Source organism: Streptomyces polyrhachis, assembly GCF_042663125.1.
GTDB lineage: Bacteria > Actinomycetota > Actinomycetes > Streptomycetales > Streptomycetaceae > Streptomyces > Streptomyces polyrhachii.
Genome location: NZ_JBHSZO010000003.1, coordinates 140,267 through 165,914 on the forward strand (window position 1 = coordinate 140,267; position 25,648 = coordinate 165,914).

At 70.5% G+C, this 25,648-nt stretch carries 21 protein-coding genes; 10 read left to right on the forward strand and 11 right to left on the reverse strand.

Annotated elements, in window-relative coordinates; all coding sequences use genetic code 11:
- Positions 1-54: 54 nt before the first annotated feature.
- Positions 55-2,814 carry a transglycosylase domain-containing protein gene (locus tag ACFQLX_RS02985; RefSeq protein WP_386411586.1) on the reverse strand — a complete coding sequence of 920 codons (2,760 nt, stop codon included), beginning with the start codon at positions 2,812-2,814 and terminating at the stop codon, positions 55-57.
- 374 nt (positions 2,815-3,188) lie between these two features.
- Here ACFQLX_RS02985 and ACFQLX_RS02990 point away from each other — a divergent pair, with 374 nt between their 5' ends.
- The 3 genes from ACFQLX_RS02990 to ACFQLX_RS03000 all read left to right on the forward strand — a co-directional run bounded on the left by ACFQLX_RS02990 (position 3,189) and on the right by ACFQLX_RS03000 (position 6,510).
- The gene (locus ACFQLX_RS02990; RefSeq protein WP_386411588.1) at positions 3,189-3,851 is read left to right on the forward strand and encodes a PadR family transcriptional regulator; all 663 of its coding nucleotides are present in this window, start codon (positions 3,189-3,191) and stop codon (positions 3,849-3,851) included.
- Positions 3,852-3,904: 53 nt separating this feature from the next.
- A complete protein-coding gene (locus ACFQLX_RS02995; protein ID WP_386411590.1) occupies positions 3,905-4,987 on the forward strand; it encodes an inositol-3-phosphate synthase in 1,083 nt (360 codons plus the stop codon).
- Positions 4,988-5,157: 170 nt separating this feature from the next.
- Positions 5,158-6,510: an MFS transporter gene (locus tag ACFQLX_RS03000; protein ID WP_386411591.1), complete on the forward strand. Its 1,353-nt coding sequence runs from the start codon at positions 5,158-5,160 to the stop codon at positions 6,508-6,510.
- A 129-nt stretch (positions 6,511-6,639) separates the two neighbouring features.
- On the opposite strand, the gene ACFQLX_RS03005 is transcribed toward ACFQLX_RS03000, so the two are convergent.
- A complete protein-coding gene (locus ACFQLX_RS03005; protein ID WP_386411725.1) occupies positions 6,640-8,145 on the reverse strand; it encodes a CCA tRNA nucleotidyltransferase in 1,506 nt (501 codons plus the stop codon).
- Positions 8,146-8,443: 298 nt separating this feature from the next.
- On the opposite strand from ACFQLX_RS03005, the gene ACFQLX_RS03010 reads away from it, so the two are divergent.
- The 7 genes from ACFQLX_RS03010 to trxA all read left to right on the forward strand — a co-directional run bounded on the left by ACFQLX_RS03010 (position 8,444) and on the right by trxA (position 18,439).
- A complete protein-coding gene (locus ACFQLX_RS03010) occupies positions 8,444-10,753 on the forward strand; it encodes a DUF6049 family protein (RefSeq protein ID WP_386411592.1) in 2,310 nt (769 codons plus the stop codon).
- Between the two features lie 123 nt (positions 10,754-10,876).
- Complete coding sequence (gene murJ, locus ACFQLX_RS03015; protein WP_386411726.1) at positions 10,877-13,186, forward strand: murein biosynthesis integral membrane protein MurJ; 2,310 nt, start codon at positions 10,877-10,879, stop codon at positions 13,184-13,186.
- A 133-nt stretch (positions 13,187-13,319) separates the two neighbouring features.
- Positions 13,320-15,080, forward strand: coding sequence for a protein kinase family protein (locus ACFQLX_RS03020; protein WP_386411594.1), 1,761 nt, complete (start codon positions 13,320-13,322; stop codon positions 15,078-15,080).
- Positions 15,081-15,170: 90 nt separating this feature from the next.
- Positions 15,171-15,851, forward strand: a complete 681-nt coding sequence (sigM, locus tag ACFQLX_RS03025) for an RNA polymerase sigma factor SigM (protein ID WP_386411596.1) — start codon at positions 15,171-15,173, stop codon at positions 15,849-15,851.
- Positions 15,852-16,375: 524 nt separating this feature from the next.
- Positions 16,376-16,897, forward strand: a complete 522-nt coding sequence (locus ACFQLX_RS03030) for a hypothetical protein (protein ID WP_386411598.1) — start codon at positions 16,376-16,378, stop codon at positions 16,895-16,897.
- A 173-nt stretch (positions 16,898-17,070) separates the two neighbouring features.
- Positions 17,071-18,051 (forward strand): thioredoxin-disulfide reductase, encoded by a 981-nt coding sequence (trxB, locus tag ACFQLX_RS03035; RefSeq protein ID WP_386411600.1) that lies wholly within the window; start codon positions 17,071-17,073, stop codon positions 18,049-18,051.
- Positions 18,052-18,109: 58 nt separating this feature from the next.
- Entirely contained in the window at positions 18,110-18,439 is a 330-nt protein-coding gene (gene trxA, locus ACFQLX_RS03040; protein WP_386411602.1) for a thioredoxin, read from the forward strand.
- 143 nt (positions 18,440-18,582) lie between these two features.
- Here the strand turns inward: trxA and ACFQLX_RS03045 are convergent, their stop codons facing one another.
- From ACFQLX_RS03045 to rpmH, 9 genes are all read right to left on the reverse strand, one after another.
- A complete protein-coding gene (locus ACFQLX_RS03045) occupies positions 18,583-19,200 on the reverse strand; it encodes a GNAT family N-acetyltransferase (protein WP_386411604.1) in 618 nt (205 codons plus the stop codon).
- A 290-nt stretch (positions 19,201-19,490) separates the two neighbouring features.
- Entirely contained in the window at positions 19,491-20,609 is a 1,119-nt protein-coding gene (locus tag ACFQLX_RS03050; RefSeq protein WP_386411606.1) for a ParB/RepB/Spo0J family partition protein, read from the reverse strand.
- Positions 20,606-21,655, reverse strand: a complete 1,050-nt coding sequence (locus ACFQLX_RS03055; RefSeq protein ID WP_386411608.1) for a ParA family protein — start codon at positions 21,653-21,655, stop codon at positions 20,606-20,608. The genes ACFQLX_RS03050 and ACFQLX_RS03055 overlap by 4 nt, the downstream gene beginning before the upstream one ends.
- Positions 21,656-21,909: 254 nt before the next feature.
- Positions 21,910-22,632, reverse strand: a complete 723-nt coding sequence (gene rsmG / locus ACFQLX_RS03060; protein WP_386411610.1) for a 16S rRNA (guanine(527)-N(7))-methyltransferase RsmG — start codon at positions 22,630-22,632, stop codon at positions 21,910-21,912.
- Positions 22,633-22,802: 170 nt separating this feature from the next.
- Entirely contained in the window at positions 22,803-23,327 is a 525-nt protein-coding gene (locus ACFQLX_RS03065) for a Jag family protein (RefSeq protein WP_386411612.1), read from the reverse strand.
- 14 nt (positions 23,328-23,341) lie between these two features.
- Positions 23,342-24,643, reverse strand: a complete 1,302-nt coding sequence (yidC, locus tag ACFQLX_RS03070; RefSeq protein WP_386411614.1) for a membrane protein insertase YidC — start codon at positions 24,641-24,643, stop codon at positions 23,342-23,344.
- 3 nt (positions 24,644-24,646) lie between these two features.
- Complete coding sequence (yidD, locus tag ACFQLX_RS03075) at positions 24,647-24,943, reverse strand: membrane protein insertion efficiency factor YidD (RefSeq protein ID WP_386411616.1); 297 nt, start codon at positions 24,941-24,943, stop codon at positions 24,647-24,649.
- Positions 24,940-25,323, reverse strand: coding sequence for a ribonuclease P protein component (gene rnpA / locus ACFQLX_RS03080; protein ID WP_386411618.1), 384 nt, complete (start codon positions 25,321-25,323; stop codon positions 24,940-24,942). The genes yidD and rnpA overlap by 4 nt, the downstream gene beginning before the upstream one ends.
- Before the next feature lie 27 nt (positions 25,324-25,350).
- Positions 25,351-25,488, reverse strand: a complete 138-nt coding sequence (gene rpmH / locus ACFQLX_RS03085; protein ID WP_386411620.1) for a 50S ribosomal protein L34 — start codon at positions 25,486-25,488, stop codon at positions 25,351-25,353.
- Between the last annotated feature and the right edge of the window lie 160 nt (positions 25,489-25,648).

A 25,648-nucleotide genomic window follows, 5' to 3' on the forward strand; every position in this document is an offset into this window, starting at 1 on the left:
GGCCCGCACGGATGAACTCCGTGCGGGCCGGATCGCCGCTGTGCCGGGCGTCCGTCATCCTCCGCCGAAGAGGCCGCCCTTGTTACTGCCGTTGCCGCCACCGCCGGTGGTGGTCGTATCGCCCCCGGTGCTGGTGAGGCCGCCGTCCGGCGCCGTCGGTGTCGGATCCGGTGTCGGGGTCGGTGTGATGCCGCCGAGGGTGCCGCCGTCGGTGGTGGTGGTCGTGTCGCCGCCGTCCTGGCCGGTGGTCGTCGTACCCCAGCAGGCGGGGTCGAGCGGGTCCGGGCAGGTGCCGCCGCCGCCGTCGGACTTGCCGGGCTTGGGCCGCTCGCTCGGCTCGGGCTTCTTGTCCTCCGGCGTCTGCACCGGCTTGGGCTCGGGCTTCTTGGCCCCGCCACCGTAGATCTTGTTGTCGATGGGGAGGGCCGGGGCGAACGGCTCGATCTTCGTGCCCTTGAGGGCGTGCTCCATGTAGTTCGTCCAGATCTCCGTAGGGAGGTCACCACCGTGGACGGACGGATCGCCTGCGACACCCCGCATGGAGAGGTGCGAGGGGAAGTCCTTGCTCAACTGCTCAAGGATCGCAGGATCCTTCTTGCGGATGTCGTCGTTGAGGGGGCGGGAGAGGACGATGGAGGTGGACAGCTGCGGGGTGTAGCCGACGAACCAGGCGGAGGCGTTGCCGTCGGTGGTACCCGTCTTGCCGGCCGCCGGCCGGTTCGGGTCCCAGCCGAACTCGCTGGTCATCTTGCTGGCCGTACCCGTCTTGACCACGTTGTTGAGCACCTTGGTGACGTTGTTCGCCACGTTCTCGCTGATGACCTGCTTCGGCTTCGGCTTGTCGAAGCCCGGGAGCGCCGCCCCGCTCTTCTTCACCTGCGTCACGGAGTAGGCCGCGCGGTGCTCGCCGCCCTGTGTGAAGGTGGTGTACGCGCTGGCCATGGTGACCGCGTCCGGGGTGGAGGTGCCGAGGAACCAGGAGGCGTTGTGCTCCGAGTACTTGCCCACACCCGGCAGGCCCAGACCGTTGGTGACCTTCTCGACGGTCTTGTGGCCGATGTCCCAGCCGAGCTGGACGTAGGTGGAGTTCACCGACTTCTGCATGGCCTTGTCGAGAGTGATCTCCCTGTAGCTCGCCCGGCCCTCGTTGCGCTGGCGGAAGGGATCGTTCTCGGGTGGCCCGGGAACCGTGTCGCCGTTGTTCTTCCGGATGAGCAGGTCATTGGCACCGCTGTAGACGCTCTCCGGTGAAATGCCCTCGCCGTCGGTCTTGTAGGTGCCGTACTCCATGGCGGCGGCAAGGGTGAAGGGCTTCCAGGTCGAGCCGACGGGCGTGTTCCCGTTGCGCGCGTTGTTGAGGTACCAGCCGTTCTCGAAGCCGGGGCCGCCGTAGATGGCCAGCACCCTCCCGGTCTTCGCATCGACGGAGGCGCCGCCGACCTGCAGGTACTTGTCCTCGCTGCGCTTCTTCGGGTTGAGGTGCTTTTTCTCGGCCTCCTCGACGGCCTTTTTCAGGTCATCCACCCGCTTCTTGTCGAAGGTGGTGTGGATCTCGTAGCCGCCGCGGTTGAACTGGTCCTCGCTTACTCCCTGCTCCTTGAGCTTGGTGATGGCTTCCGCCTTCGCCATCTCAGCCATGTAGCCCAGCTGTCCGCTCAGACCCGCGCCCGGGATGTACTTCTTCATCTTGGGCAGGCCCTTGTACTTCGCGGCCTCGGCAGGGGTGAGGGGGTAGCTCCCCTTGACCTTCACCTCGGTCATCCGCTTGAGGATCCACTGCGTGCGCTCGGTGGCCCGCTCGGTGTTGCGCGCCTTGTCCGCACCGTACGCCTGGGGGTCGAACAGGCCCGGGCCGTTGAGCAGCGAGGCCAGGAAGGCGCTCTGGTGCGGGTTGAGCTTGGACGCGTCGATGCCGAAGTAGGTCTGCGCCGCGGCCTGGATGCCGTAGGCGCCCCGGCCGTAGTTCGCGGTGTTCAGGTAGCCGGCGAGGATCGTCTCCTTGGACTCCGTCGCGCCCACGCGCACCGAGATGAGCAGTTCCTGCGCCTTGCGCTTGAGGGTCTGGGCCTGGTTGTCGAGCTGGGCGTTCTTCACGTACTGCTGGGTGATGGTCGAGCCACCCTGGATGGAGTCGCCCTTGGCCATGTTGAAGACGGCGCGGGCCATGCCCTTGGGGTCGATGCCCGAGTCCTCGTAGAAGGTGGCGTTCTCGGCGGTGATCACCGCGTTCTGCATGTCCGCGGAGATGGCGCCGAGTTCGACGATCTGACGGTTGTACTCCGACTGGGAGGTGCCCAGCTGAGTGCCGTCGGACCAGTAGTAGACGTTGCTCTGCGCGCTCGCGGTCTTGGCGATGTCGGGCACGACGACCATGCTCAGGCCTATGCCCACCAGCCCGATCAGGCAGGCGGTCCCCAGCACGCACATGCCGAGCACCTGCTTCCAGGACGGCAGCCAGCGCTTCAGGCCGTCGCGGTCCGAGCGCGGGTAGTCGATGAAGCGCTTCTTCGCCGGGGGCTGGTAGCGCCGCCGGCTGCCGCGGCCGTAGTCGTCGTCACCGTAGCCGCCGCCACCGCTTCGGCCGCCGCCACCGCCGTAACCGCCGGAGCGGCTGCCCGTGTACCCGTCGGGGCCCGAGGGGGCGCGGCGGCGACCGCCGCCACCGCCACCGGCCGTACGACGCGCCGCGGCACGACCGCCGTATTCGCCACCCGCGGCGGCGGAACCGTATCCGCCCCCCGAGGGGGCGCGACGACGGCCTCCCCCGCCTCCAGCGCGTCCGCCGTTCGGCGGCTTGCGACGGTGCTCGCTCATGGAAGGACTACTCCTAGGACGGATCGGTGCCTCGCCTGCCGGCGGTTGCTGTCAGCCGGTCCCCCCGCAGTACCGCTGTGCCATGGGCAACCAGCCGCACTGTACCGAGGACGACGACGTCCACATCAGGCTCGTGGTTCCCAGTGGCTTGCATCTGCCATCCAGGTTACGCACGCGAGCCAAGCCCCAATTCAGCCCTTGTCCAGGCAATACGGGCGCATTGCCAGGCGTGATCTCGCCGATGTGACGCCGTTCACAGCACTCCGTCTTGCCGACTCCGGAAGGCAGTTCTATCGTCGGGATGTATCGAGCCGATACATCAGCTCGGCATAGCGCTGACACGGCGCACGCGGTGGAAGAGGAGGCGGGGCACGATGAGCAGACGCTCCGGCATCCTCGAGTTCGCCGTCCTGGGCCTGCTCCGCGAATCCCCGATGCACGGCTACGAGCTGCGCAAGCGGCTCAACACCTCGCTCGGGGTCTTCCGCGCCTTCAGCTACGGCAGCCTCTATCCCTGCCTGAAGACGCTGGTGGGCCAGGGATGGTTGACGGAGGAACCCGGCCTCGCCTCGGACGACGCGCTGGCCGCGACCCTCGCCGGCCGCCGAGCCAAGATCGTCTACCGGCTGACGGCCGAGGGCAAGGAGCACTTCGAGGAGCTTCTCGCCCAGACCGGCCCCGACAGCTGGGAGGACGAGCACTTCACCATGCGCTTCGCCTTCTTCGGCCAGACCTCCCGTGACGTACGGGTGCGGGTGCTGGAGGGGCGGCGCAGCCGGCTCGAGGAGCGCCTGGACCGCATGCGGACGTCCCTCGCCCGCACGCGCGAGCGGTTCGACGACTACACACTGGAGCTGCAGAGGCACGGTATGGAGTCGGTGGAGCGCGAGGTCCGCTGGCTCACCGAGCTGATCGAGAGCGAGCGTGCGGGGAAGGATCGCCGATCCGGCCCCGCAGGCGAAGCAGATGACACGGGCGGCCCGCCCCGGGACCGGGGAGCCACCCGGCCGGATCCGTCCGACGACACATCCACCTGAGGTCCTGCAGCCCGCAGGACCTTGATTTCCGAAACACAGGGAGCAACCGTCTAATGGGTTCGGTTCGCGTAGCCATCGTCGGCGTGGGTAACTGCGCCGCTTCTCTGGTGCAGGGCGTCGAGTACTACAAGGACGCCGACCCGGACACGAGCGTCCCGGGTCTGATGCACGTCCAGTTCGGCGACTACCACGTCAAGGACATCGAGTTCGTCGCCGCCTTCGACGTCGACGCCAAGAAGGTGGGCCTGGACCTCTCCGACGCCATCGGCGCCAGCGAGAACAACACCATCAAGATCTGCGATGTCCCGCACGCCGGTGTGACCGTGCAGCGCGGCCACACCCTGGACGGTCTGGGCAAGTACTACCGCCTGACCATCGAGGAGTCCGACGCCGAGCCGGTCGACGTCGTCAAGGTCCTCAAGGACACCAAGGCCGACGTGCTGATCTGCTACCTGCCGGTCGGCTCCGAGGACGCGGCCAAGTACTACGCCCAGTGCGCCATCGACGCCAAGGTCGCCTTCGTCAACGCCCTGCCAGTCTTCATCGCCGGTACGAAGGAGTGGGCTGACAAGTTCACCGAGGCCGGTGTGCCGATCGTCGGCGACGACATCAAGTCCCAGGTGGGCGCCACCATCACGCACCGCGTGATGGCCAAGCTCTTCGAGGACCGCGGGGTGCGCCTGGAGCGCACCATGCAGCTGAACGTCGGCGGCAACATGGACTTCAAGAACATGCTGGAGCGCGACCGGCTGGAGTCCAAGAAGATCTCCAAGACGCAGGCCGTCACCTCGCAGATCCCCGACCGCGACCTGGGCGAGAAGAACGTCCACATCGGCCCCTCGGACTACGTGGCCTGGCTGGACGACCGCAAGTGGGCGTACGTCCGCCTTGAGGGCCGCGCCTTCGGCGACGTCCCGCTGAACCTGGAGTACAAGCTCGAGGTCTGGGACTCCCCGAACTCGGCCGGCATCATCATCGACGCCCTGCGCGCCGCGAAGATCGCCAAGGACCGGGGCATCGGCGGCCCGATCCTCTCGGCCTCCTCGTACTTCATGAAGTCCCCGCCGGTGCAGTACTTCGACGACCAGGCCCGCGAGAACGTGGAGAAGTTCATCAGCGGCGAGCTGGAGCGCTAGACGCCCTACCGGGGTCGTATCACCTCGGCTTGTCGCAGGGGCGGGGCCCGGGCGGTTTCTGCCCGGGCCCCGCCCCTTTTCCGGCGCTCCCACCCGCCCCTGCGTGTCCGTACGGGCCTCGCGGCGGCTTTTCCCGCGCGGCCCCCGGTCCGCTCTGCGAGGCTGTGCGCATGCCCGCTGTCCGCGATCTGCGCACCCTGCTCATGCTCAGCGGCTTCCGCAGGCTGCTCGCGGTACGGCTGCTCTCCCAGTTCAGCGACGGCGTCTTCCAGGTCGCCCTGGCGACGTACGTGGTCTTCTCACCGGAGAAGCAGGCATCCCCCGCGGCGATCGCCTCCGCGATGGCCGTGCTCCTGCTGCCGTACTCCCTCGTCGGCCCCTTCGCCGGAGTGCTGCTCGACCGCTGGAGCCGGCGGCAGATCCTCTGCTACGGCAGCCTGCTGCGCGCAGCCCTCGCCGCGACCACGGCCGCGCTGATGGCCGCTCCCCTGGCCCCGCCCCTGGCCGGCTCGGTCCCCGACGGCCTCTTCCTCCTCAGCGCGCTCTGTGTGACGGCCGTCAACCGCTTCGTCCTCGCCGGCCTCTCCGCCTCCCTGCCCCGCGTCGTGGACACCGAAGGGCAACTGGTGCTCGGCAACTCCCTGACGCCCACGGCGGGCACGCTGGCGGCCACCGCCGGGGCAGGGGTGGGCCTCCTCGCCGGAGCCGTCGGGCTCGCGGGCCCGCGGGGCACCTCGGCCGACGCGGCCACCATGCTCGCCGCCGCCTTCGGCTACGTCTGCGCGGGGCTCGCCGCCCTGCGCATCGCCCACGCCGCCCTGGGCCCCGATCCGGGCCCCAGCCCGCCGCGACTGCTCGCCACCGCCGCCGGGACGGTGAGCGGCCTGCTCGCCGGACTGCGCCATCTCGCCGCACGCCCGGTGGCCGCTCGCGCACTGGCCTCGATGGCCGCACTGCGCTTCTGCTACGGCGCCCTGACGGTGATGATGCTGATGCTCTGCCGCTACGCCTGGACCGGCAGCGGCGACGACGGCGGGGCGCTGACCCTGCTGGGCCTCGCCGTGGGTATCTCCGCCGCCGGGTTCTTCACCGCGGCGCTCATCACGCCCTGGGCGGTGTCCCGTCTCGGCCGCCTCGGCTGGATCGCACTGTGCTCGACAGCCGCGGCATTGCTGGTGCCCCTCCTCGTCCTGCCCTTCCGCAAGGAGACGGTCCTGGCCGCCGCCTTCCTGGTCGGACTGACGACCCAGGGCGCGAAGATCGCCACCGACACGGTGGTGCAGAGCGCGGTGGCAGACGACTACCGGGGGCGGGTGTTCGCCCTCTACGACATGCTCTTCAACGTGGCCTTCGTGACCGCCGCCGCAGCCGCCGCCCTCGTCCTGCCCCCCGATGGCCGCTCGACCACTCTTGCTCTCGCCGTCACAGCGCTCTACGCGCTGGCCGCGGCGGCGGTGTTTCACGTGAAACACCGCGCACCCGCCTCGCGTCCGGCGCCTGTTTCACGTGAAACATCGTCCTGAGCCGGTCCGAACCAGGAGACCGATGCGCATGTTTCACGTGAAACACCGCCGTCGCGGCGAATCCCCCACGCCTGCGTTTCACGTGAAACACCGCCCTGCGCCCGGACGGCGCTCCCGGCTCGGATCAGGTCATCCCTGCTCCTGGACGGCCCACCACTCCCGCAGCGCCGCCGCCGCGGCCTCGTGCTCCATCGGCCCGTTCTCCAGCCGCAGCTCCAGCAGGTGCTTGTACGCCCGCCCCACCGCCACCCCGGGTCCGATCCCGAGGATCTGCATGATCTCGTTGCCGTCGAGGTCGGGGCGGATCGCGTCGAGTTCCTCCTGCTCCTCCAGCCGCGCGATGCGCTCCTCCAGTCCGTCGTACGCCCGCTGCAGTGCGTTGGCCTTGCGCTTGTTGCGGGTCGTGCAGTCCGATCGGGTCAGCTTGTGCAGCCGCTCCAGCAGCGGGCCCGCGTCGCGCACATAGCGCCGCACCGCCGAGTCGGTCCACTCGCCCGTGCCGTAGCCGTGGAAGCGCAGGTGCAGCTCCACCAGCCGGGAGACGTCCTTGACCAGGTCGTTGGGGTACTTGAGCTTCACCATCCGCGCCTTGGTCAGCTTGGCGCCGACCACCTCGTGGTGGTGGAAGGAGACGCGGCCGTCGCTCTCGAAGCGGCGGGTGCGCGGCTTGCCGATGTCATGCAGCAGCGCCGCCAGTCGCAGCGTGAGATCCGGCCCGTCCTGCTCCAGGTCGATGGCCTGCTCCAGCACCGTCAGGGAGTGCTCGTAGACGTCCTTGTGCCGGTGGTGCTCGTCGCGCTCCAGCCGAAGCATCGGCAGCTCCGGCAGTACGTACTCGGCCAGTCCGGTGTCGACGAGCAACTTCAGGCCGGCCCGCGGGTGGGCGCCCAGGAGGAGCTTGTTCAGTTCGTCACGGACCCGCTCGGCGGAGACGATCTCGATCCGGGCCGCCATGTCCTTCATCGCCGCCTGCACCTCGGGGGCGACCTCGAAGCCGAGCTGGGAGGCGAACCGCGCGGCACGCATCATGCGCAGCGGATCGTCGTCGAAGGACTGCTCGGGCGTGCCAGGGGTGCGCAGCACCTGGGCGGCCAGGTCCTGCAGCCCGTCGTGCGGGTCGATGAACTCCTTGGCCGGCAGCGCCACCGCCATCGCGTTGACGGTGAAGTCCCGGCGGACCAGGTCCTCCTCGATGGTGTCGCCGTAGGACACCTCGGGCTTGCGGGAGGTGCGGTCGTACGACTCGGAGCGGTAGGTCGTCACCTCGATCTGGAAGCGCTGGTTGTCGCTACCGCTCCGGGTCTGGCTTCCGTCACCGCCCGGGGCCTCCTTCTGGCAGCCCACGGTGCCGAAGGCGATCCCGACCTCCCAGACCGCGTCCGCCCACGGCCGCACGATGCGCAGTACGTCCTCGGGGCGGGCGTCGGTGGTGAAGTCCAGGTCGTTGCCCAGGCGCCCCAGCAGGGCGTCGCGCACCGACCCGCCGACGAGCGCCAGCGTGAAGCCGGCCTCCTCGAAGCGGCGGGCCAGCTCGTCGGCGACGGGGGAGACCCGCAGCAGCTCGCTCACCGCGCGGCGCTGGGCGGCGCTCAGCTGCCGGTGCTGCTGCCGGCCTGGCTGCTCCGTGTCCGGCACGTCCTGCGCGTCCTGGCCGTCGGCCGGAGGCGTACTGGCCTGAGAAGTACTGGCCTGCTGGGAGAGATGGTGGTTCGGCACAACAGAACAGAGTACGGGGCTTACGGACCGTCCGAGCCCACCGCCCGGCACCGCGCCCGGCCCCCGGCGGATGATCCGCGCGACCGGCGGCCGTGGCACCTCGTTACCATCGGGGGTCCGGGGTCGGCGGCACGGCGTGGCACGACCCCGTACCGATTCCCACTGACCCCGACACAGATCCACCACGACCCACAAGGACAAGGACGGGCGAGCGCGCGTGGCCGAGGCGGCAGACAACGACGGCACCACCCGCGGTTCTGCCCGCCGGGCCCGGAGACCACGCACGGCGGGCCGGCGGCAGGCGCGGCGGGCCGGACTGCTGCTGGCCGCGCTGCCCGTCCTCGCGGGGCTGCTGCAGCTGCCCGGCGCGGAGCACGCGCAGGCGGCCTCCGGCTCACGCACCGTCGAGGTCTCCGTCTCGGAGCTGAGCCCCGCCCTCCCCACCGAGGACGACACCGTCACCGTCTCCGGCCGGCTGCTCAACCGCGGCGAGGAGCGGATCTCGGGCGCGCGCGTCGCGCTGCGGATGACGGGGGCGCCGATGGAGAGCCGCACCGCCATCGCACGGTCCGCCGAGCGCACCGCCTTCAGCTGGCAGCAGGACGGCTACGAACTCGACGGCGCGGGCAGCAGGAGGATCGACGGCGGTCTCCCCCCCGGCATCGCCGTGCCCTTCACCCTGCGCGTGCCCGCCGAGGAGCTGCGGACCGACGGAGCCGGCGTCTACCAGCTCACGGTCAGCGTCTCCGGCGCCACGGCGGCCAACCCCACCGAATCGGTGCTGGGCCTCCAGCACGCCTTCCTGCCCTGGCAGACCGGCGAACGCGGCACGAAGACCGGCCTCACCTATCTCTGGCCGCTCATCTCCCAGCCCCAGCTCACCGCCCGCACCGACCCGGACAAGGCGCAGACCCCGTACTTCCGCAGCGACGCCCTGGAGCGCGAGCTGCGACCGGGCGGGCGCCTGCAGGTCCTTCTCGACCAGGGCATGGACCTGCCCGTCACCTGGGTCGTCGACCCGGATCTGCTGGCCTCGGTGAACGCGATGACCAGCCCGTACTGGGTGCTCGGCGCGGACGGCAGGACGCGCACCCCCGGCAGCAGGGAGAACCGGGAGCGGGCCAAGGCGTGGCTGGCCGGGCTGCAGAGCGCCGTGCAGGGGCGCGAGGTGGTGGCGCTGCCGTACGCCGACACCGACCTCGCCTCCGTCGCCCACCGCGCCGAGGGTGCCAGCACCACGCGCAAGCAGCTGCGGGAGGCCGTCCAGCTCTCCCGGGTGACGGTGGAGTCCGTACTGGGAGTGCCGGCCCGCAGCGACTTCGCGTGGCCCGTGGACGGCGCCATCGACCCGGCCATCGTGCAGACCGCCGCCGACGCCGGCGCCAACAAGATCATCGCCCGTAGCGACAGCCTGCGGGAGCGCACCGACCTGACGTACACCCCCAGCGCGGCCCGGCCCATCGGCGGCGGGCGCACCGCGGTGGTCGCCGACGCCGGGCTCTCGCGCCTCTTCGAGGGGGACATGCTCGACGCGGGGAAGTCCGCGCGGGCCGTCCAGCAGTTCCTCGCCCAGACCCTGATGGTCACGCTGGAGGCGCCGAACCGGCAGCGGAGCATCGTCGTCGCCCCGCAGCGCACCCCCACCGCCGCGCAGGCCCAGACGATGGCCACCGCCCTGCGCTCCCTCTCCCAGCAGCGGTGGACCAGCCCGCAGGACCTCACAGCCGCCGCGAAGGCCCCCGCGGACCCCCAGGCCGCCACCACCGTCCCCGGCGCCGGGAGCTACCCGGCGAAGCTGCGCAGGCAGGAGCTGGGCACCGCGACCTTCACGGGCATCCGCCAGGCCCAGCAGCAGGTCGACGACTTCCAGGTGATCCTCACTGACCCCGAGCGGGTGACCGTGCCCATCGGGAACTCGATAAAGCGCGAGCTGTCCACCGAGTGGCGGGGTAACCCGAACGGCGCAAAGCACTACCGCGAAGCTGTGGTGGACGAGCTGACCGAGCTGACCGGCTCGGTGCGGCTGATCGACAAGACCGATCTGACGCTCTCCGGCCACAGCGGCACCCTGCCGGTGACCGTGCAGAACAACCTGGCGCAGGACGTGAAGGGTCTGAAAGTCCGGCTCACGTCCAGCAACAACCTCGGTCTGCAGGTCAGCGAGGACCAGGTGGTGAGTGTGCCCGGCGGCCACAGCACCTCGGTGAAGTTCGACACCACCGCCAACGCCAGCGGCACCTACACCATCACCGCTCAGCTCTTCACCGCCGACGACCGCCCGGTGGGCGGAGCCAAGGCGTTCAGGGTGGAGGTAACGTCAATCACCTCGACGGTGCTCCTCGTGATCGGTGTCGGGATCCTGCTCGTCGTCCTCGCCGGCGTACGCATGTACACCCAGCGCAAACGGGCCGCCGCGCAGGATCCGGCGGACGGCGCCCCGGGCGGGAAGGACGCGGGGACGGGCGGCGACGACACCGGTCCGGCGCCCGGCGCCCCCACCGCCCCGGGTGAGAAGGTGGACCGTTAGAAGGCGTGGCCCTCACTCCTGGAGCTCGCGGCGGGAGCGGGGCGGCGGCTTCACCGACTGCGTCACAGACGCGTCATAACGACGTTATGAACAAAGGCCTGCGAAGACGATGCTGGGGTGGCCATGAACGCGCCGTACGACGGTGACCGGATCCAGGAGACGGGCGGCGATCCGTCGGGCCGCCCCGGCCCGCAGCAGCCGGTGCCCGGGCGGCCCGCGGCGGGAGAGCCCTGGGCGTCCCCCGAGCCCCCCCAGGCGGCTCCCGGGGCTGCCCAGCCGTCCCCCGCCGAGCCGTACGACGGACAGCCCGGCGCACAGCCGCCCGTACAGCAGTCCCCCCAGCCGCACGGCGGCGCTCCGGCCCAGCAGCCCGGCTTCGCCCAGCAGCCGCCGCCGGACCCGTACGTCCAGGCCGCCTACGCCCAGGACCCGTACCAGCAGCCCGACCCCCTGACGGACGCCTACTACGACCGCGCCGCGCACCCCCCGCCGCCCGGCGCCCAGCCCGCGCAGCCGCTCTACGCGCCCCCGCCCCACCCCCAGCACGCCCCGGACCCGCGCCTGTACGCGCCCCCGCCGCCCCCCGAGCCGGACGGCCCCGGCCGCCACCTGCCCTACGGCGACGCCTCGGGGCGCACGAGCTACCTCGGCGTCGACGACCTGCTGGCCGAGACGTCGCAGCCGCCCGCCGAGCCGGACGCCTTCACGCACCTCTACCGCGACCAGGCCGCCACCCCCCAGCAGCCCCCGCAGCCGGAGCCCGAGCCGCCGGCCGTGCCCGTCCAGCGCGGCGGCAACCGCGTGACGAGCCTGGCCAGGTCCAGCGCCGTGATGGCCGCGGGCACCCTGGTCTCCCGCATCACCGGGTTCATCCGCCAGCTGCTGCTCGTCGCCGCCCTGGGCACCACCGTCCTGGGCGACACCTACAACGTCGCCTTCACCCTGCCGACGATGATCTACATCCTCACCGTCGGCGGCGGCCTCAACTCCGTCTTCGTCCCCCAGCTGGTCCGGGCGATGAAGAACGACGAGGACCAGGGCGAGGCGTACGCCAACCGCCTGCTCACCCTCGTCGCGGTCATCCTCGGCGGCCTCGTCCTGGTCTCCGTCCTCGCCGCCCCGCTGCTGGTGCGGATGATGTCGGTGTCCATCGCGGACGACGCCGGCGCCAACTCCGTCGCGGTCGCCTTCACCCGCTACTGCCTGCCCACCATCTTCTTCATGGGCATCCACGTCGTCATGGGCCAGATCCTCAACGCCCGCGGCCGCTTCGGCGCGATGATGTGGACGCCGGTCCTGAACAACCTGGTGGCCATCGCCACCTTCGGCCTCTTCCTCTTCGTGTACGGCACGCAGAAGAACTCCGGCATGTCCACCGAGACCATCACCGCCGACGGCATCCGCCTGCTGGGCGTCGGCACGCTCCTGGGCCTGGTGGTGCAGGCACTGGCGATGATCCCGTACCTGCGCGAGACGGGCTTTCGCCTCCGGCCGCGCTTCGACTGGAAGGGCCAGGGCCTGGGCAAGGCCGCCGGGCTCGCGAAGTGGACCATCCTCTTCGTCCTGGCCAACCAGGCCGGCATGGTCGTCGTCACCCAGCTCGCCACCGCCGCGAGCGTGGAGACCGCCGGAAAGGGCCTCGAGGGCACCGGCATCCTCGCCTACCAGAGCGCCCTGCTGATCTGGCAGATGCCGCAGGCCATCATCACCGTCTCGGTCATGGCCGCGCTCCTGCCGCGCATCTCCCGCGCCGCCGCCGACGGCGAACCGCTCGCGGTCCGCGACGACGTCTCGCACGGCCTGCGCACCTCGGCCGTCGCCATCGTGCCCATCGCCTTCGGCTTCGTCGCCCTCGGCATCCCGATGTGCCTGCTGCTCTTCGGCGGCGGCACCGGCACCGAGGGCGCCCACTCCATCGGCCTGGTGCTGATGGCCTTCGGCCTGGGCCTGATCCCCTTCTCGGTGCAGTACGTGGTCCTGCGCGGCTTCTACGCCTACGAGGACACCCGCACGCCCTTCTACAACACGCTCATCGTCGCCGCCGTGAACGCCGCCCTCTCCGGCCTCAGCTTCCTGGTCCTGCCCGCCCGCTACGCCGTCGTCGGCATGGGCGCCGCCTACGGCATCGCCTACGCCGTGGGCGTGGGCGTCGCCTGGCGCCGGCTGAAGACGCGCACCGGCGACCTGGACGGCTCGCGGGTGGTCCGCACGTACACCCGCCTGTCCCTGGCCAGCATCCCGGCCGCACTGGCCGCCGGCGCCCTCGCCTACGGGGTGCTGAGCTGGCTGGGCGAGGGCTTCTTCCCCGCGCTGCTCGCCCTGGTGCTGGGCGGGACGGCCCTGCTGGGCGTCTTCTACCTCGCCGCGCGGCGACTGCGCATCGAGGAGCTGGACTCACTTGTGGGGATGGTCCGCGGGCGGCTCGGGCGATGAGACCCGCACCGTGCCCGACGGGGCTGCACAACCTTCCGCATCCGGTGTGTGTCGTGGGTAGCAGAAGAGTGCGGGCACAATTGCCGGAAGTCCGAGCGGCCGGGTAGGTACGACTGGGGAGGCAGGAGAAACGGTGTCGGAACAGAGGACGACGGCCGTTCCCACGGCGCCCTCCGACGTCGAGGGCTCCGACGGTGAGGGCTCCGACGTCGAGTCCTCACCGGCGCAGGACGCCGACACGAGGGGCGGCGAGGTGCGGCCCTCCCCGGCGGACGGCGACGCACCGAAGGACGCCGCGGCGGACGGCAGCACCTCCGGGAGCGCGCCTGCCACCGCCGACACCCCGCCGGTCGCCCCCGCCGAGCGCCCCGCGCCGCCCGAGCTGCACAGCGGCCACAAGCTCGCCGGGCGCTACCGGCTGGAGGAGTGCCTCACCCGCCTCGACGGCTTCAGCAGCTGGCGCGCCGTGGACGAGAAGCTGCGCCGCGCCGTCGGCATCCACATCCTGCCCGCCGACCACACGCGCGCCACACCCGTCCTGGCCGCCGCCCGCGCCTCCGCCCTGCTGGCCGACCCCCGCTTCGTACAGGTCCTCGACGCCGTCGCCGAGGGGGACTTCAGCTACGTCGTCCACGAGTGGCTGCCCGACGCCGTCGAGCTGAGCACCCTCCTCGACGGCGGCCAGCCGCTGGACGCCCACGAGGCGTACCAGCTCGTCCACCAGCTCTCCCTCGCGATGACCGCCGCCCACCGCGAGGGCCTGGCGCACCTCTGCCTCTCACCGGCCACCGTGCTGCGCACCTCCACCGGGCAGTACCGCATCCGCGGACTCGCCGTCCAGGCCGCGCTGCGCGGCATCACCGCCACCGGCACGGCGGCCTCCCAGCGCGCGGACACCGAGGCGCTGGGCGCCCTGCTGTACGCGGCGCTGACGGGGCGCTGGCCGTACGAGGAGGACGCCTACGGGCTGCTGGGCCTCCCGAAGGGCAGCGGCCTCCCCGCCCCCGACCAGGTGCGCGCCGGCGTCCACCGGGGCCTCTCCGAGCTGGCCATGCGCGCACTGGTGAACAACGGCGCCACACCCACCCGGCTGGAACTCCCCTGCACCACGGCGGAGGAGCTGACCCAGGCACTCGCCGCGCTGCCCCGCATCCGCCCGCCGGAGCCCTCCTACGCCACTCCCGAGTCCTTCCAGCGCCCGGCTTACACCGCGGGCCGTCCCGGCGCGCCCAGCGCCCCGCAGCAGCCCGCGGTGCCCGTCGCACCGCCCACCCTGCCGGGGCGCACCGGCAAGGCGCTGAAGTGGAGCGTCTCGGCGCTGCTCATCGCCGCGCTGGCGCTGGGCAGCTGGCAGCTGGCGGACACCCTGATGAACCGCGGCGGCCCGACCGGCGACCAGGCAGCCGACCGGCAGCAGTCCTCGGTGAAGCGCCCCGCGGCGCTCGGGGGCAAGCCGGTGAGGATCGTCTCGGCCCGGGACTTCGACCCGTACGGGACCGGCGTGGAAAGCCGCAGCAGCGTCCCCGACGCGATCGACGCCGATCCGGCCTCGTACTGGAACACCAAGTGGTACACGACCGGGAAGTTCGGCAACCTCAAGCCGGGCGTCGGGCTGATCGTGGACCTCGGCAGGGCCCAGCAGGTCGGCAGCGTGCGGGTCTCGCTCGTCGGTGACACCGCCGTCTCCGCGCTGGCCGCACCCCGGTCCACCACCGCCATGCCCGGCGACCTGTCGGGATTCGCCGAGTTCGACACCGGCGAAGGCAACGATCTGACACTCAAGCCGAGGAAGCCCGTCATCACACGGTACGTTCTGGTCTGGCTGACGGAGGTGCCCATGGGCAGCGACGGCCAGTTCCGCGGCAAGGTCTCGGACATCTCCGTCAAGAGCTGAGTCAGGAGCAAAGCCGCCGGAAGCCGAGCAGGGCAGGGCCGGACCGGGCGGATGCGAGGGACACCGTCGGCAGCGGGGAGGAGGCGGGCTTTGGAGCAGTCGGGTAACAGCACCGCCGACGACCGGGAGCTGCTCGCCCGCCATGTGGCCGGCGACCCGGACGCCTTCGCGGAGATAGTCAGGCGCCACCGCGACCGACTCTGGGCGGTGGCACTGCGCACACTGGGCGACCGAGAGGAGGCCGCGGACGCGCTGCAGGACGCGCTCGTCTCCGCCTTCCGGGCCGCGCACACCTTCCGCGGCCAGTCGGCCGTCACCACCTGGCTGCACCGCATCACCGTGAACGCCTGCCTGGACCGCGTCCGCAAGGCCACCACCCGGCGCACCTCCCCCGTCGCCGACACCGACCGCTTCGAGCAGCTGCTGGAGCCCAGCGAGTCGGCCGCCGCCCCGGCCGAACGCCGCGATCTGCACCGCGAACTCATCACCGCGCTGGCGACACTTCCCCCCGAGCAGCGGGCCGCGCTCGTCCTGGTCGACATGCAGGGCTATCCCGTCGCCGAGGCCGCCGAGCTGCTGGGCGCCCCCGTCGGTACGGTGAAGAGCCGCTGCGCCCGGGGCCGCGCCCGCCTCGTGCCACTCCTGACCCACCTGCGCCCGCCCAGGAACCCGGAGGGCACACCGCCCGTCCCACAGGCGACGGGCAAGGCAAAGGACCGGGCGACGACGAACGAAGCGAGCGCACGGCAGGGCGGAGGTGAGAGCGCATGACACCGGAGAGGCAGCACTCCCGGCAGGACTGGCATCCAGAGGTCACGACCATCTGCGAGTACGCCGAGGGCCTGCTCGACCCCCAGCCCGCCGCCGCCCTCGCCGCCCATCTCGAGCGATGCCCCCTGTGTGCGGACGTGGAGCGCGCACTGGACGAGGTCGGCACGCTGCTGGGCTCGCTCGGGACGATGGAAGCAGACGCCTCTCCGTCGGACCCGCACATGCCGACGGACGTAGCCGACCGGATCGACGCGGCCCTTGCCGCCGAGCACCCTTTCAGGACACCCCGCAACGCGACCGCTCCGGTTTCACGTGAAACCAGCGACCCGGCGAACGCTGTTCCACGTGAAACCGAAGCCCCCACGGGTGGGGTTTCACGTGAAACCGATGTCGAACCGAGCGCCGTTTCACGTGAAACAAGCCCGCGCCCCGCCCCGCGTCCCCCCGGTCGCCCCCTGCGTGCCCCAGGGCCGGGCCGCCCCGCTTCCCGCCCCCGCCACCGCCTGCGCAGAGCGCTCACCGGTATGGCGCTGGGAGCCGGCCTGCTGGGTGCGGTGCTGCTGGTGGGACAACTCCTCCCTCCCACTGGAAACGACCTGGACGGCAGGAGCGCCGACAAGGCGAAGTCAGCAAAGGGAAGGACGGACGCCGCCGTGTCCGGTCCCGACCTCAACGAGGAGAACCTCGGCAGCCGGGTCCGCGAGTTGATCGCCGGATCGGCCCAGCGGTCCCACTCCGATCCTCCGGGCACGGCAGCCGCGGAATCCGCACCCACGGAATCCGCCGCACCCCTGGCAGGGGAACCACCGCACGACCCCCAGCCGTCGACGGCCGTCCCGCCCTGCGTCCGCAGCGCCGTACCGGCGAGCGGCGACCCCCTCGCGGTGGAGCGGGAGAGCGTACGGGGCATGCCGGCCCTGCTGTTGCTCTTCCCCCGCCCCGGCGAGCCCGCGTACGTGGACGCCTACGTCGTCGATCTGCGCTGCGCCTCGGAGGCGAACGCACAAGCGGAGTTGCTGCTCCGCGACACCTACCGCCGCCCGTAGATTCCCTTCCGCGGCTCCCCGCACCCCGCAGCCCGTAGTCTCACGACCCCGCCCGCGCCGCGCCGTCAGGCGGCAGGAATGCCGCGCCCTTAGGATCGGTTAGGTGGGGTGACAGGCCATCCCGGAGCACCGACTCCCGGTACGCACTCAGCCTTGAGACAAGGAAGATACCCGTGAGCGACGTCCGCAACGTGATCATCATCGGCTCCGGACCGGCAGGTTACGCCGCCGCTCTGTACACGGCTCGCGCCGCGCTGAAGCCGCTGGTCTTCGAAGGCTCCGTCACGGCCGGCGGCGCCCTGATGAACACGACCGACGTGGAGAACTACCCGGGCTTCCCCCAGGGCATCATGGGCCCCGAGCTGATGGACAACATGCGTGCGCAGGCCGAGCGCTTCGGTGCGGAGCTGATCCCGGACGACGTCATCTCCGTCGAGCTGAACGGCGACGTCAAGACCGTCACCGACTCCGCCGGCACCGTGCACCGCGCCAAGTCCGTGATCGTGGCGACCGGTTCCCAGCACCGCAAGCTGGACCTGCCCCGGGAGGACGAGTTCTCCGGCCGCGGTATCTCCTGGTGCGCCACCTGCGACGGCTTCTTCTTCAAGGACCAGGACATCGCCGTCGTCGGCGGCGGCGACACCGCGATGGAGGAGGCCACCTTCCTCTCGCGCTTCGCCAGGTCCGTGACGGTGATCCACCGTCGCGACGAACTGCGCGCCTCCAAGGCGATGCAGGAGCGCGCCTTCGCCGACCCGAAGATCTCCTTCATCTGGGACACCGAGGTCATCGGTGTCGACGGTGAAGTCAAGCTCACCGGTATCACCCTGCGCAATCTGAAGACCGGTGAGGTCAGCGAACTCCCCGTCACGGGCCTGTTCATCGCGATCGGCCACGACCCGCGCTCCGAGCTGTTCAAGGGACAGCTGGACATGGACGCCGAGGGATACCTCGTCGTCGAAGCCCCGAGCACCCGCACCAACCTGCCGGGGGTCTTCGCCTCCGGGGACGTGGTGGACCACACCTACCGCCAGGCGATCACCGCTGCCGGTACGGGAGTCTCCGCGGCGCTGGACGCCGAGCGCTATCTCGCCCATCTCGCGGACAGCGAGAAGGCCAAAGAGCCGGAGAAGGCGGCTGTCACAGCCGTCTGATCCTCAGCACACCCATCCCTCACCCACCCCCACCGCACAACGAGGTAAGGAGACCACCATGGCTGGTGCCACTGTGACTGCGACCGACGCGGATTTCGACGAGAAGGTCCTCAAGAGCGACAAGCCCGTCCTGGTCGACTTCTGGGCCGAGTGGTGCGGTCCCTGCCGCATGATCGCCCCCGCGCTGGAGGCGATCGCGGCCGAGAACCCGGAGAAGCTCACCGTCGTCAAGCTCAACATCGACGAGAACCCGGCGACGGCCGCCAAGTACGGGATCATGTCGATCCCGACGATGAACGTCTACCAGGGCGGCGAGGTCGTGAAGACCATCGTCGGCGCCAAGCCCAAGGCCGCGCTGGAGCGCGATCTGGCGGACTTCCTCGGCTGATCCACCCCGGAGCACCCCACGCCCGTGCCCGCCCCTCCTGGGGGCGGGCACGGGCGTTCCTGCCCCCTCTGCCTGCCGCCCCCCTCCGCCCCCCGGATCGGACAGTCGTGTTTCACGTGAAACACGGCTGTCCGGGCAGTGCCCTACAGCGGTCGCAGCACAGGGTCCTTCTGCACGGCCCCCAGGAGCTTGTCCAGGGCCAGCTCCATGTCCTCCCGCCAGGAGAGCGTGGTGCGCAACTCCAGCCGCAGCCGGGGATAGCGGTGGTGCTGGCGGACGGTCTTGAAGCCGACGGCCAGCAGATGCTCGGCGGGCAGCACGCAGGCCGGCTCGGTCCACTGAGCATCGCCGAAAGCCTCGATCGCCCGGATCCCCCGGCGCAGCACGTCCTTCGCGACCGTCTGCACCATGACCCGCCCCAGCCCTCTGCCCTGGAAGCGGGGCGCGAGCCACGCGGTCATCAGCTGGACGGCGTCCGAGGCGACAGGGCTCGTGGGAAACGCCGTGGAGCGCGGCACATAGGCGGCCGGCGCGTACATCACGAAGCCGGCCGGGACCTCGTCCACATACAGCACGCGCCCGCAGGACCCCCACTCCAGCAGCACGCCGGAGATCCAGGACTCCTTCTCCGCCTCGCCGCGCTCGGCCCTCAGCGCGGCCTCTCCGCTGACGGGGTCGAGCTCCCAGAAGACGCAGGACCGGCATCGCCGGGGGAGGTCGGGCAGATTGTCGAGTGTGAGCGGTACGAGCCTTCGCCCCATGGAGCCCTCTCGTTCCCGGCGGGCGGCACGGTGCCCGCTCCAGTGCCCCGGGCCGCGGCCAGGGCGGTCTTCTCCCAGCTTCTCTCCCGGAGCAGGCTGCCGATGAACCCGCCCATCGCGCCCAGTCCCAGGCCCACGCCGAGCAGTCCGCTGCGACTCGGTGACCGCATGGCCGCCCCCTCTCCATACGTACGAGCATCGTATCCGGGGCGATACACCCGCGTTACCCGTGGGAACGCAAAGAGCGGGCCGCGTCGCACGCGGCCCGCTCCGGGCGGAGTCTCAGCGACTCACTCCTCGTCGTCCTCGCCGTCCTGGGCAAGGCGCTTCTCCAGCACCTTTCCCTCACCGGGGGCAAGGGCGCCCAGGATCCGCTCCAGATCCTCTATCGAGGCGAACTCGACGACGATCTTGCCCTTCTTCTGACCCAGGTCCACCTTCACCCGTGTCTCGAAGCGGTCGGAGAGCCGCGCGGCGAGGTCCGTCAGCGCCGGCGACATCCGGCTTCCGGCCCGCAGGCCCTTGGAGCGGGCCGTCTTGGGGCGCGAGCCCAGCAGCGTGACGATCTCCTCGACGGCCCGCACCGACAGCCCCTCGGCAACGATCCGGTGGGCCAGGCGGTCCTGCTCCTCGGCATCGTCCACCGACAGCAGGGCCCGGGCGTGCCCGGCCGAGATCACTCCGGCCGCGACACGGCGCTGCACGGCGGGGGAGAGCTTCAGCAGCCGCAGCGTGTTGGAGACCTGGGGGCGCGAGCGCCCGATCCGGTCGGCCAGCTCGTCATGGGTGCAGTCGAAGTCCCGCAGCAGCTGATCGTAGGCCGCAGCCTCTTCCAGCGGGTTCAGCTGGGCCCGGTGGAGGTTCTCCAGCAGGGCGTCCAGCAGCATCTTCTCGTCGTCCGTGGCCCGGACGATCGCGGGGATGCGCGTCAGACCGGCCTCACGGCAGGCCCGCCAGCGACGCTCGCCCATGATCAGCTCGTAGCGCTCCTCGCCGAGCCGGCGCACCACGATCGGCTGGAGCAGACCGACCTCCTGGATGGAGGTGATCAGCTCGGCGAGCGCGTCCTCGTCGAAGACCTCACGCGGCTGCCGCGTGTTCGGCGTGATCGAGTCCAGCGGCAGCTCGGCGAAGTACGCTCCCGCCACCTCCTCAAGCCGCGGCAGCTCCCCGTACTGAGGGTCGGCGGCGTCCAGATCCACGACGTCCAGCCCGGCGGACTCCAGCTCGTAGGACGACCTCTCCGGTGCCTCGAACGAGCTGGGAATGTCCCGCTCCGACACTATGACCGGAACAGCACCGGGCGAGGTGGTCGCACCGCCCACCAGCGGTCCGTTGTCAGGGCCCGTCGGAGCGGTGGGGATCAGTGCCCCCAGCCCGCGGCCCAGCCCTCTGCGTCGATCACTCACCGAGCTCCTCCGTCCATGCGCTCACCCGAAACCGCACTCCCCGCGCCCTCGGCACTGCCCCGCACCGCGATCTCCCGCGCCGCCTCCAGATAGGAGAGCGCCCCGCTGGAACCCGGATCGTACGTCAGCACCGTCTGCCCGTAGCTGGGAGCCTCCGAGATACGCACCGAGCGCGGAATGCTGGTGCGCAGCACCTCCTTGCCGAAGTGGCTGCGCACCTCCTCCGCCACCTGGGAGGCCAGCCGGGTACGGCCGTCGTACATGGTGAGCAGGATCGTGGAGACGTGCAGCCGGGGGTTGAGGTGGCCGCGCACCAGATCGACGTTGCGCAGCAGCTGGCCGAGCCCCTCCAGGGCGTAGTACTCGCACTGGATCGGGATCAGCACCTCGGCACCCGCCACCAGGGCGTTCACCGTCAGCAGCCCCAGCGAGGGCGGACAGTCGACCAGGACGTAGTCCAGCGGCTGCTCGTAGGCGTCGATGGCGCGGCGCAGCCGGCTCTCCCGGGCGACCAACGAGACCAGCTCGATCTCCGCGCCGGCCAGGTCGATGGTGGCGGGAGCGCAGAACAGGCCCTCCACGTCGGGGACGGGCTGCACCACCTCGGAGAGCGGCTTGCTGTCCACCAGGACGTCGTAGATCGACGGCACCTCGGCGTGGTGGTCGATCCCCAGCGCCGTGGAGGCGTTGCCCTGGGGGTCGAGATCGATGACGAGCACCCGGGCGCCGTGCAGAGCCAGGGAGGCCGCCAGATTGACAGTGGTCGTGGTTTTACCCACACCACCCTTCTGGTTGGCGACGACCATCACCCTGGTCTGCTGCGGGCGCGGCAGACCGCGCCCCGCTCTACCCAGTGCCTCGACGGCGAGCTGAGCGGCACGGCCGATGGGAGTGTCGTCCATGGGGGGCGATGTTTCACGTGAAACATCCGCCGGTTCGGAACGGGGACCGGGGACCTGGTCGGCCATCGGTCCTGCGACGTTGGCGTCGGACCGCAAGGATTCACTCTCCTCGACTTCAGACTCGCAATGAACAGAGCCTGCCATGCCGAGGGGTTTGCGTACCAGCGAGGACCGTTCTCCTGTGGATGAATCTCGGTCACTTCTAGACTGCCGCACCTCGACAACCTCACGACTTCGGCTGAGGATGCCCGGCAGCAACGAATGCAATGAGCGACGTTTCACGTGAAACAAGATGGCGGCGTGAGCGACCACACACCCGGCGACACTCCGAAACGTCCGGATCCGATCCGGGCATTGAGGGCGTAACGGGCGATTAGGAGCATTTAGATGAGGAACATTTAACGGTGCCGCCGGGCACCCTTGGTCGACTTGCGGGCCGCCCGGGCCCGCTTCGCCGCGAAACGCACCCCGCCGGGACTCTCCCCGACCACAGCCCGCACCAGGGTCGACGGCGGATCCACCACGCCCTCACCGACCTGCAGCACCGAGGTCTCCACCACACCGAGCTTGCTCAGCGCCGTCCTGGCCGCCTGCAGCTCCTCCTCCGCGGTATCGCCCTTGAGCGCCAGCATCTCCCCGTACGGCCGCAGCAGCGGCACCCCCCAGCCCGCCAGGCGGTCCAGCGGGGCCACGGCGCGAGCGGTCACCACATGGACCGGCTGCAGCGTCCCCAGCACCTCCTCGGCCCGCCCCCGCACCACCGTCACATGGTCCAGTCCCAGCAGCTCCACGACCTCCTGCAGGAAGTTCGTCCGGCGCAGCAGCGGCTCCAGCAGAGTGATCCGCAGATCGGGCCGCACCAGCGCCAGCGGAATACCGGGCAGCCCCGCCCCCGAGCCCACATCGCAGACCGTGACACCCTCGGGAACCGCCTCGGAGAGCACCGCGCAGTTCAGCAGATGCCGCTCCCAGAGCCTGGGCACCTCACGCGGACCGATCAGCCCCCGCTGCACACCGGCCTCCGCCAGCAGCTCGACATAGCGCACCGCATCCGGCAGCCGATCGCCGAACACCTTCGCCGCCGCCTCGGGCACGGGGGGAAGCTCAGCTGACTCCGTCACGGGGGACCGTCCTCTCCTGGCCGGCTGCGGTGCTCACAGCGGTTCGTTCGCTCACTTCGGGAACAACTTCAGACTGACAAGAACCGGCCCCGCCTGCGAGGCAGACGGGGCCGGAGAACACCTCAGAAGCCGGTACGGCCCCCTCGCTGCTTCCTGAGGACGCGCAGCGCTCAGGCAGGCAGCACGACGACGCAGCGCTCGGGCTCCTCGCCCTCCGACTCACTGCGCAGACCGGCGGCCTTCACGGCGTCGTGGACGACCTTGCGCTCGAAGGGCGTCATCGGCCGCAGCTTGACGGGCGCACCGCCGGCCCTGACCTCCTCGACCGCCCGGTCGCCGATCTCCACCAGCTCACCGCGCTTACGGGCCCGGTGGCCGGAGATGTCGAGCATCAGCCGGCTGCGCTCACCGGTCTCACGGTGCACCGCCAGCCGGGTCAGCTCCTGCAGCGCCTCCAGCACCTCGCCGTCACGGCCCACCAGCTTCTGCAGCTCACGGCTCTCGTCGCTGATGATCGACACGGAGGCGCGGTCGCCCTCCACATCCATGTCGATGTCCCCGTCCAGGTCCGCGATGTCCAGCAGACCCTCCAGGTAGTCGGCGGCGATCTCGCCCTCCTGCTCCAGGCGGGACAGCGCGTCCGTCGTCTCCTCGGAGGCGGCGTCCTGCTGGGGGATCTCCACGGTTTCCGTCATGGCGGGACTCCTTCTCACTTCTTCGACGACGGGTGCTTGGGGCGCTGACCGCCGCCCTTGCGCTTCCCGGAGCCGGCGGAACGGGGGTTGCCGGTGGCACGGGAGCGGCCGCCCGGAACGGACGGGGACTGCGGCTTCTTCTCCAGCGACGGAGCCTGCTGGCCCTCGGGCTCGTCCTGGACCTCGGCGGCATCCGACCCTGCCGACTCAGCCGCCTCGGCCGCCTCGTCGGCCTTGGCCTGCTGGGCCGCCTGGCGCTGGGCCTTGCTCTGGCGCTTGGGCTGCTGGCGCCGAGCGGCACCGCCTTCGGCCGCCGCGGCCTCGGGCTTGGCGTCGCCCTTCTCCACGGTGCCGTTCTCCAGCGCCACCAGACCGGCCCGGTTCAGCCCGTTGACGAACTTGCGCTCGGCCTCGTTGCGGTCGCGGCTGTTCTTCTCCGCGATGATCTTGACGAGCGCCCGCTCCCGGCGCGTACGGACCTTCTCGTGCCGCACGATCACCTGCTGCAGCTTGCCCAGCATCTTCTCCTGGGCCTTGCTGCCCGGGGTGGGATTGCGCTCGATGACGTACATCTGCTGGCCCATGGTCCACAGGTTCGTGGTCAGCCAGTAGATGAGGACACCCACGGGGAAGTTGATACCGAAGACGGCGAACATGATCGGGAAGATGTACATCAGCATCTTCTGCTGCTGCATGAACGGCGTCTTGACCGTGAGGTCGATGTTCTTCGTCATCAGCTGGCGCTGCGTGTAGAACTGCGACAGCGACATCAGGACGATCATGATGACCGTGACGACCCGGACATCCAGCAGCGTGGAGCCCAGGCTCTCGATCTTGCCCGCGGAGTCCATGAACTTCGCCGCGATCGGAGCCCCGAAGATCTGCGCGGCCCGCGCCTGGCCCACCTGCGCCTGGGTCAGGACGCCGACCTCCTGGTTGCTGGCCACCTTGCTCAGCACCTGGAAGAGGGCGAGGAAGAACGGCGACTGCGCCAGGATCGGAAGACAGCTCGAGAGCGGGTTGGTGCCCGTCTCCTTGTAGAGCTTCATCATCTCTTCGGACTGGCGCTGCTTGTCGCTCTTGTAGCGCTCCTGGATCGCCTTCATCTTCGGCTGCAGGATCTGCATGTTCCGCGTCGCCTTGATCTGCTTCACGAAGAGCGGGATCAGGGCGATACGGACCACGATGACCAGCGCGACGATGGACAGACCCCAGGCCCACCCGCTGTCCTCGGCGAAGACCAGGCTGAACAGGGAGTGGAACTGGACGATGATCCAGGAGACAGCGATATAGAGGGGCTGGAGGACCGTGTCCACGAATCAGGCTCCTTGGGCGTTGGGCTCAGACGTCTCGCCCCCACGGCTGATCCGAAGACGCAGTCGCTGGTGCCAGACCGGATGCTTGCGGGGCGGAACATGATCGACTCCGCCGAGCGACCACGGGTTGCAGCGCAGGATGCGCCAGGCGGTCAGGGCCGTGCCCTTCACCGCACCGTGCAGTCGGATCGACTCGTACCCGTAGTGCGAACAGGACGGGTAGTACTTGCAGACCGGGCCCAGCAGGGGGCTGACAGTCCACTGGTACAGCTTGATCAACCACAGCAGCGGGTACTTCATCGCGGCGCCTTCGAAGGGGGTGAGGGGGCGCTCAGTCGCCGCAGCGCCGCGTCCAGATCCCCACTCAGCCGATCGAACTCGGCCTCGGCGGCACCGGGCAGCGCGCGTACGACCACCAGGCTACCGGGGGGCAGCCCCGCGATCCGGTCCCGCATGAGGTGACGAAGACGACGCTTGACCAGATTGCGCTGGACCGCGCCCCCCACCGCCTTGCTGACGACGAAACCCGCACGCGCCGAGGGAGCACTCTCCCCCGGCATGTGCGGGTCGTTGCCGCTGTTCAGATGGACGACGAGAAGCGGGCGGCCGGCCCGCCGACCCCGCCGTACCGCGGTCGCGAAGTCCTCGCGCCGCCTCAGCCGATGCTCGGAAGGCAGCACGATGACGCCCGTCGTCTCAGGTCGGACTCAGGCGGACAGGCGGGCGCGGCCCTTGCCACGGCGGTTCGCCAGGACGGCGCGACCGGCACGGGTCCGCATACGCAGCCGGAAGCCGTGGGTCTTGGCACGCTTGCGGTTGTTCGGCTGGAAAGTGCGCTTGCTCACTCGGGGGCTCCACAGAACTTCGGATCTCGCCGGGTGACGAGAAAACGGGGCTGACCGTGTCAACGGCTGTCACCGTGCGCCCGCGAGTAGCTCGCATAACGCCGGGTCGGTGATCTGCACCGCGGCGCCGTGCCCTTCGGAGGCAGGCGGCAGCAGCCGT

Excerpts from the sequence above, each read along its gene's own strand:
- ACFQLX_RS03030 (WP_386411598.1), top strand. The coding sequence starts at position 16,376 with ATGGCGCTGGGAGCCGGCCTGCTGGGTGCGGTGCTGCTGGTGGGACAA.
- ACFQLX_RS03000 (WP_386411591.1), top strand. The coding sequence starts at position 5,158 with ATGCCCGCTGTCCGCGATCTGCGCACCCTGCTCATGCTCAGCGGCTTC.
- ACFQLX_RS03055 (WP_386411608.1), bottom strand. The coding sequence starts at position 21,655 with ATGGCAGGCTCTGTTCATTGCGAGTCTGAAGTCGAGGAGAGTGAATCC.
- ACFQLX_RS02990 (WP_386411588.1), top strand. The coding sequence starts at position 3,189 with ATGAGCAGACGCTCCGGCATCCTCGAGTTCGCCGTCCTGGGCCTGCTC.
- ACFQLX_RS02995 (WP_386411590.1), top strand. The coding sequence starts at position 3,905 with ATGGGTTCGGTTCGCGTAGCCATCGTCGGCGTGGGTAACTGCGCCGCT.
- murJ (WP_386411726.1), top strand. The coding sequence starts at position 10,877 with ATGAACGCGCCGTACGACGGTGACCGGATCCAGGAGACGGGCGGCGAT.
- yidD (WP_386411616.1), bottom strand. The coding sequence starts at position 24,943 with ATGAAGTACCCGCTGCTGTGGTTGATCAAGCTGTACCAGTGGACTGTC.
- trxA (WP_386411602.1), top strand. The coding sequence starts at position 18,110 with ATGGCTGGTGCCACTGTGACTGCGACCGACGCGGATTTCGACGAGAAG.
- ACFQLX_RS03065 (WP_386411612.1), bottom strand. The coding sequence starts at position 23,327 with ATGACGGAAACCGTGGAGATCCCCCAGCAGGACGCCGCCTCCGAGGAG.
- ACFQLX_RS02985 (WP_386411586.1), bottom strand. The coding sequence starts at position 2,814 with ATGAGCGAGCACCGTCGCAAGCCGCCGAACGGCGGACGCGCTGGAGGC.
- ACFQLX_RS03045 (WP_386411604.1), bottom strand. The coding sequence starts at position 19,200 with ATGGGGCGAAGGCTCGTACCGCTCACACTCGACAATCTGCCCGACCTC.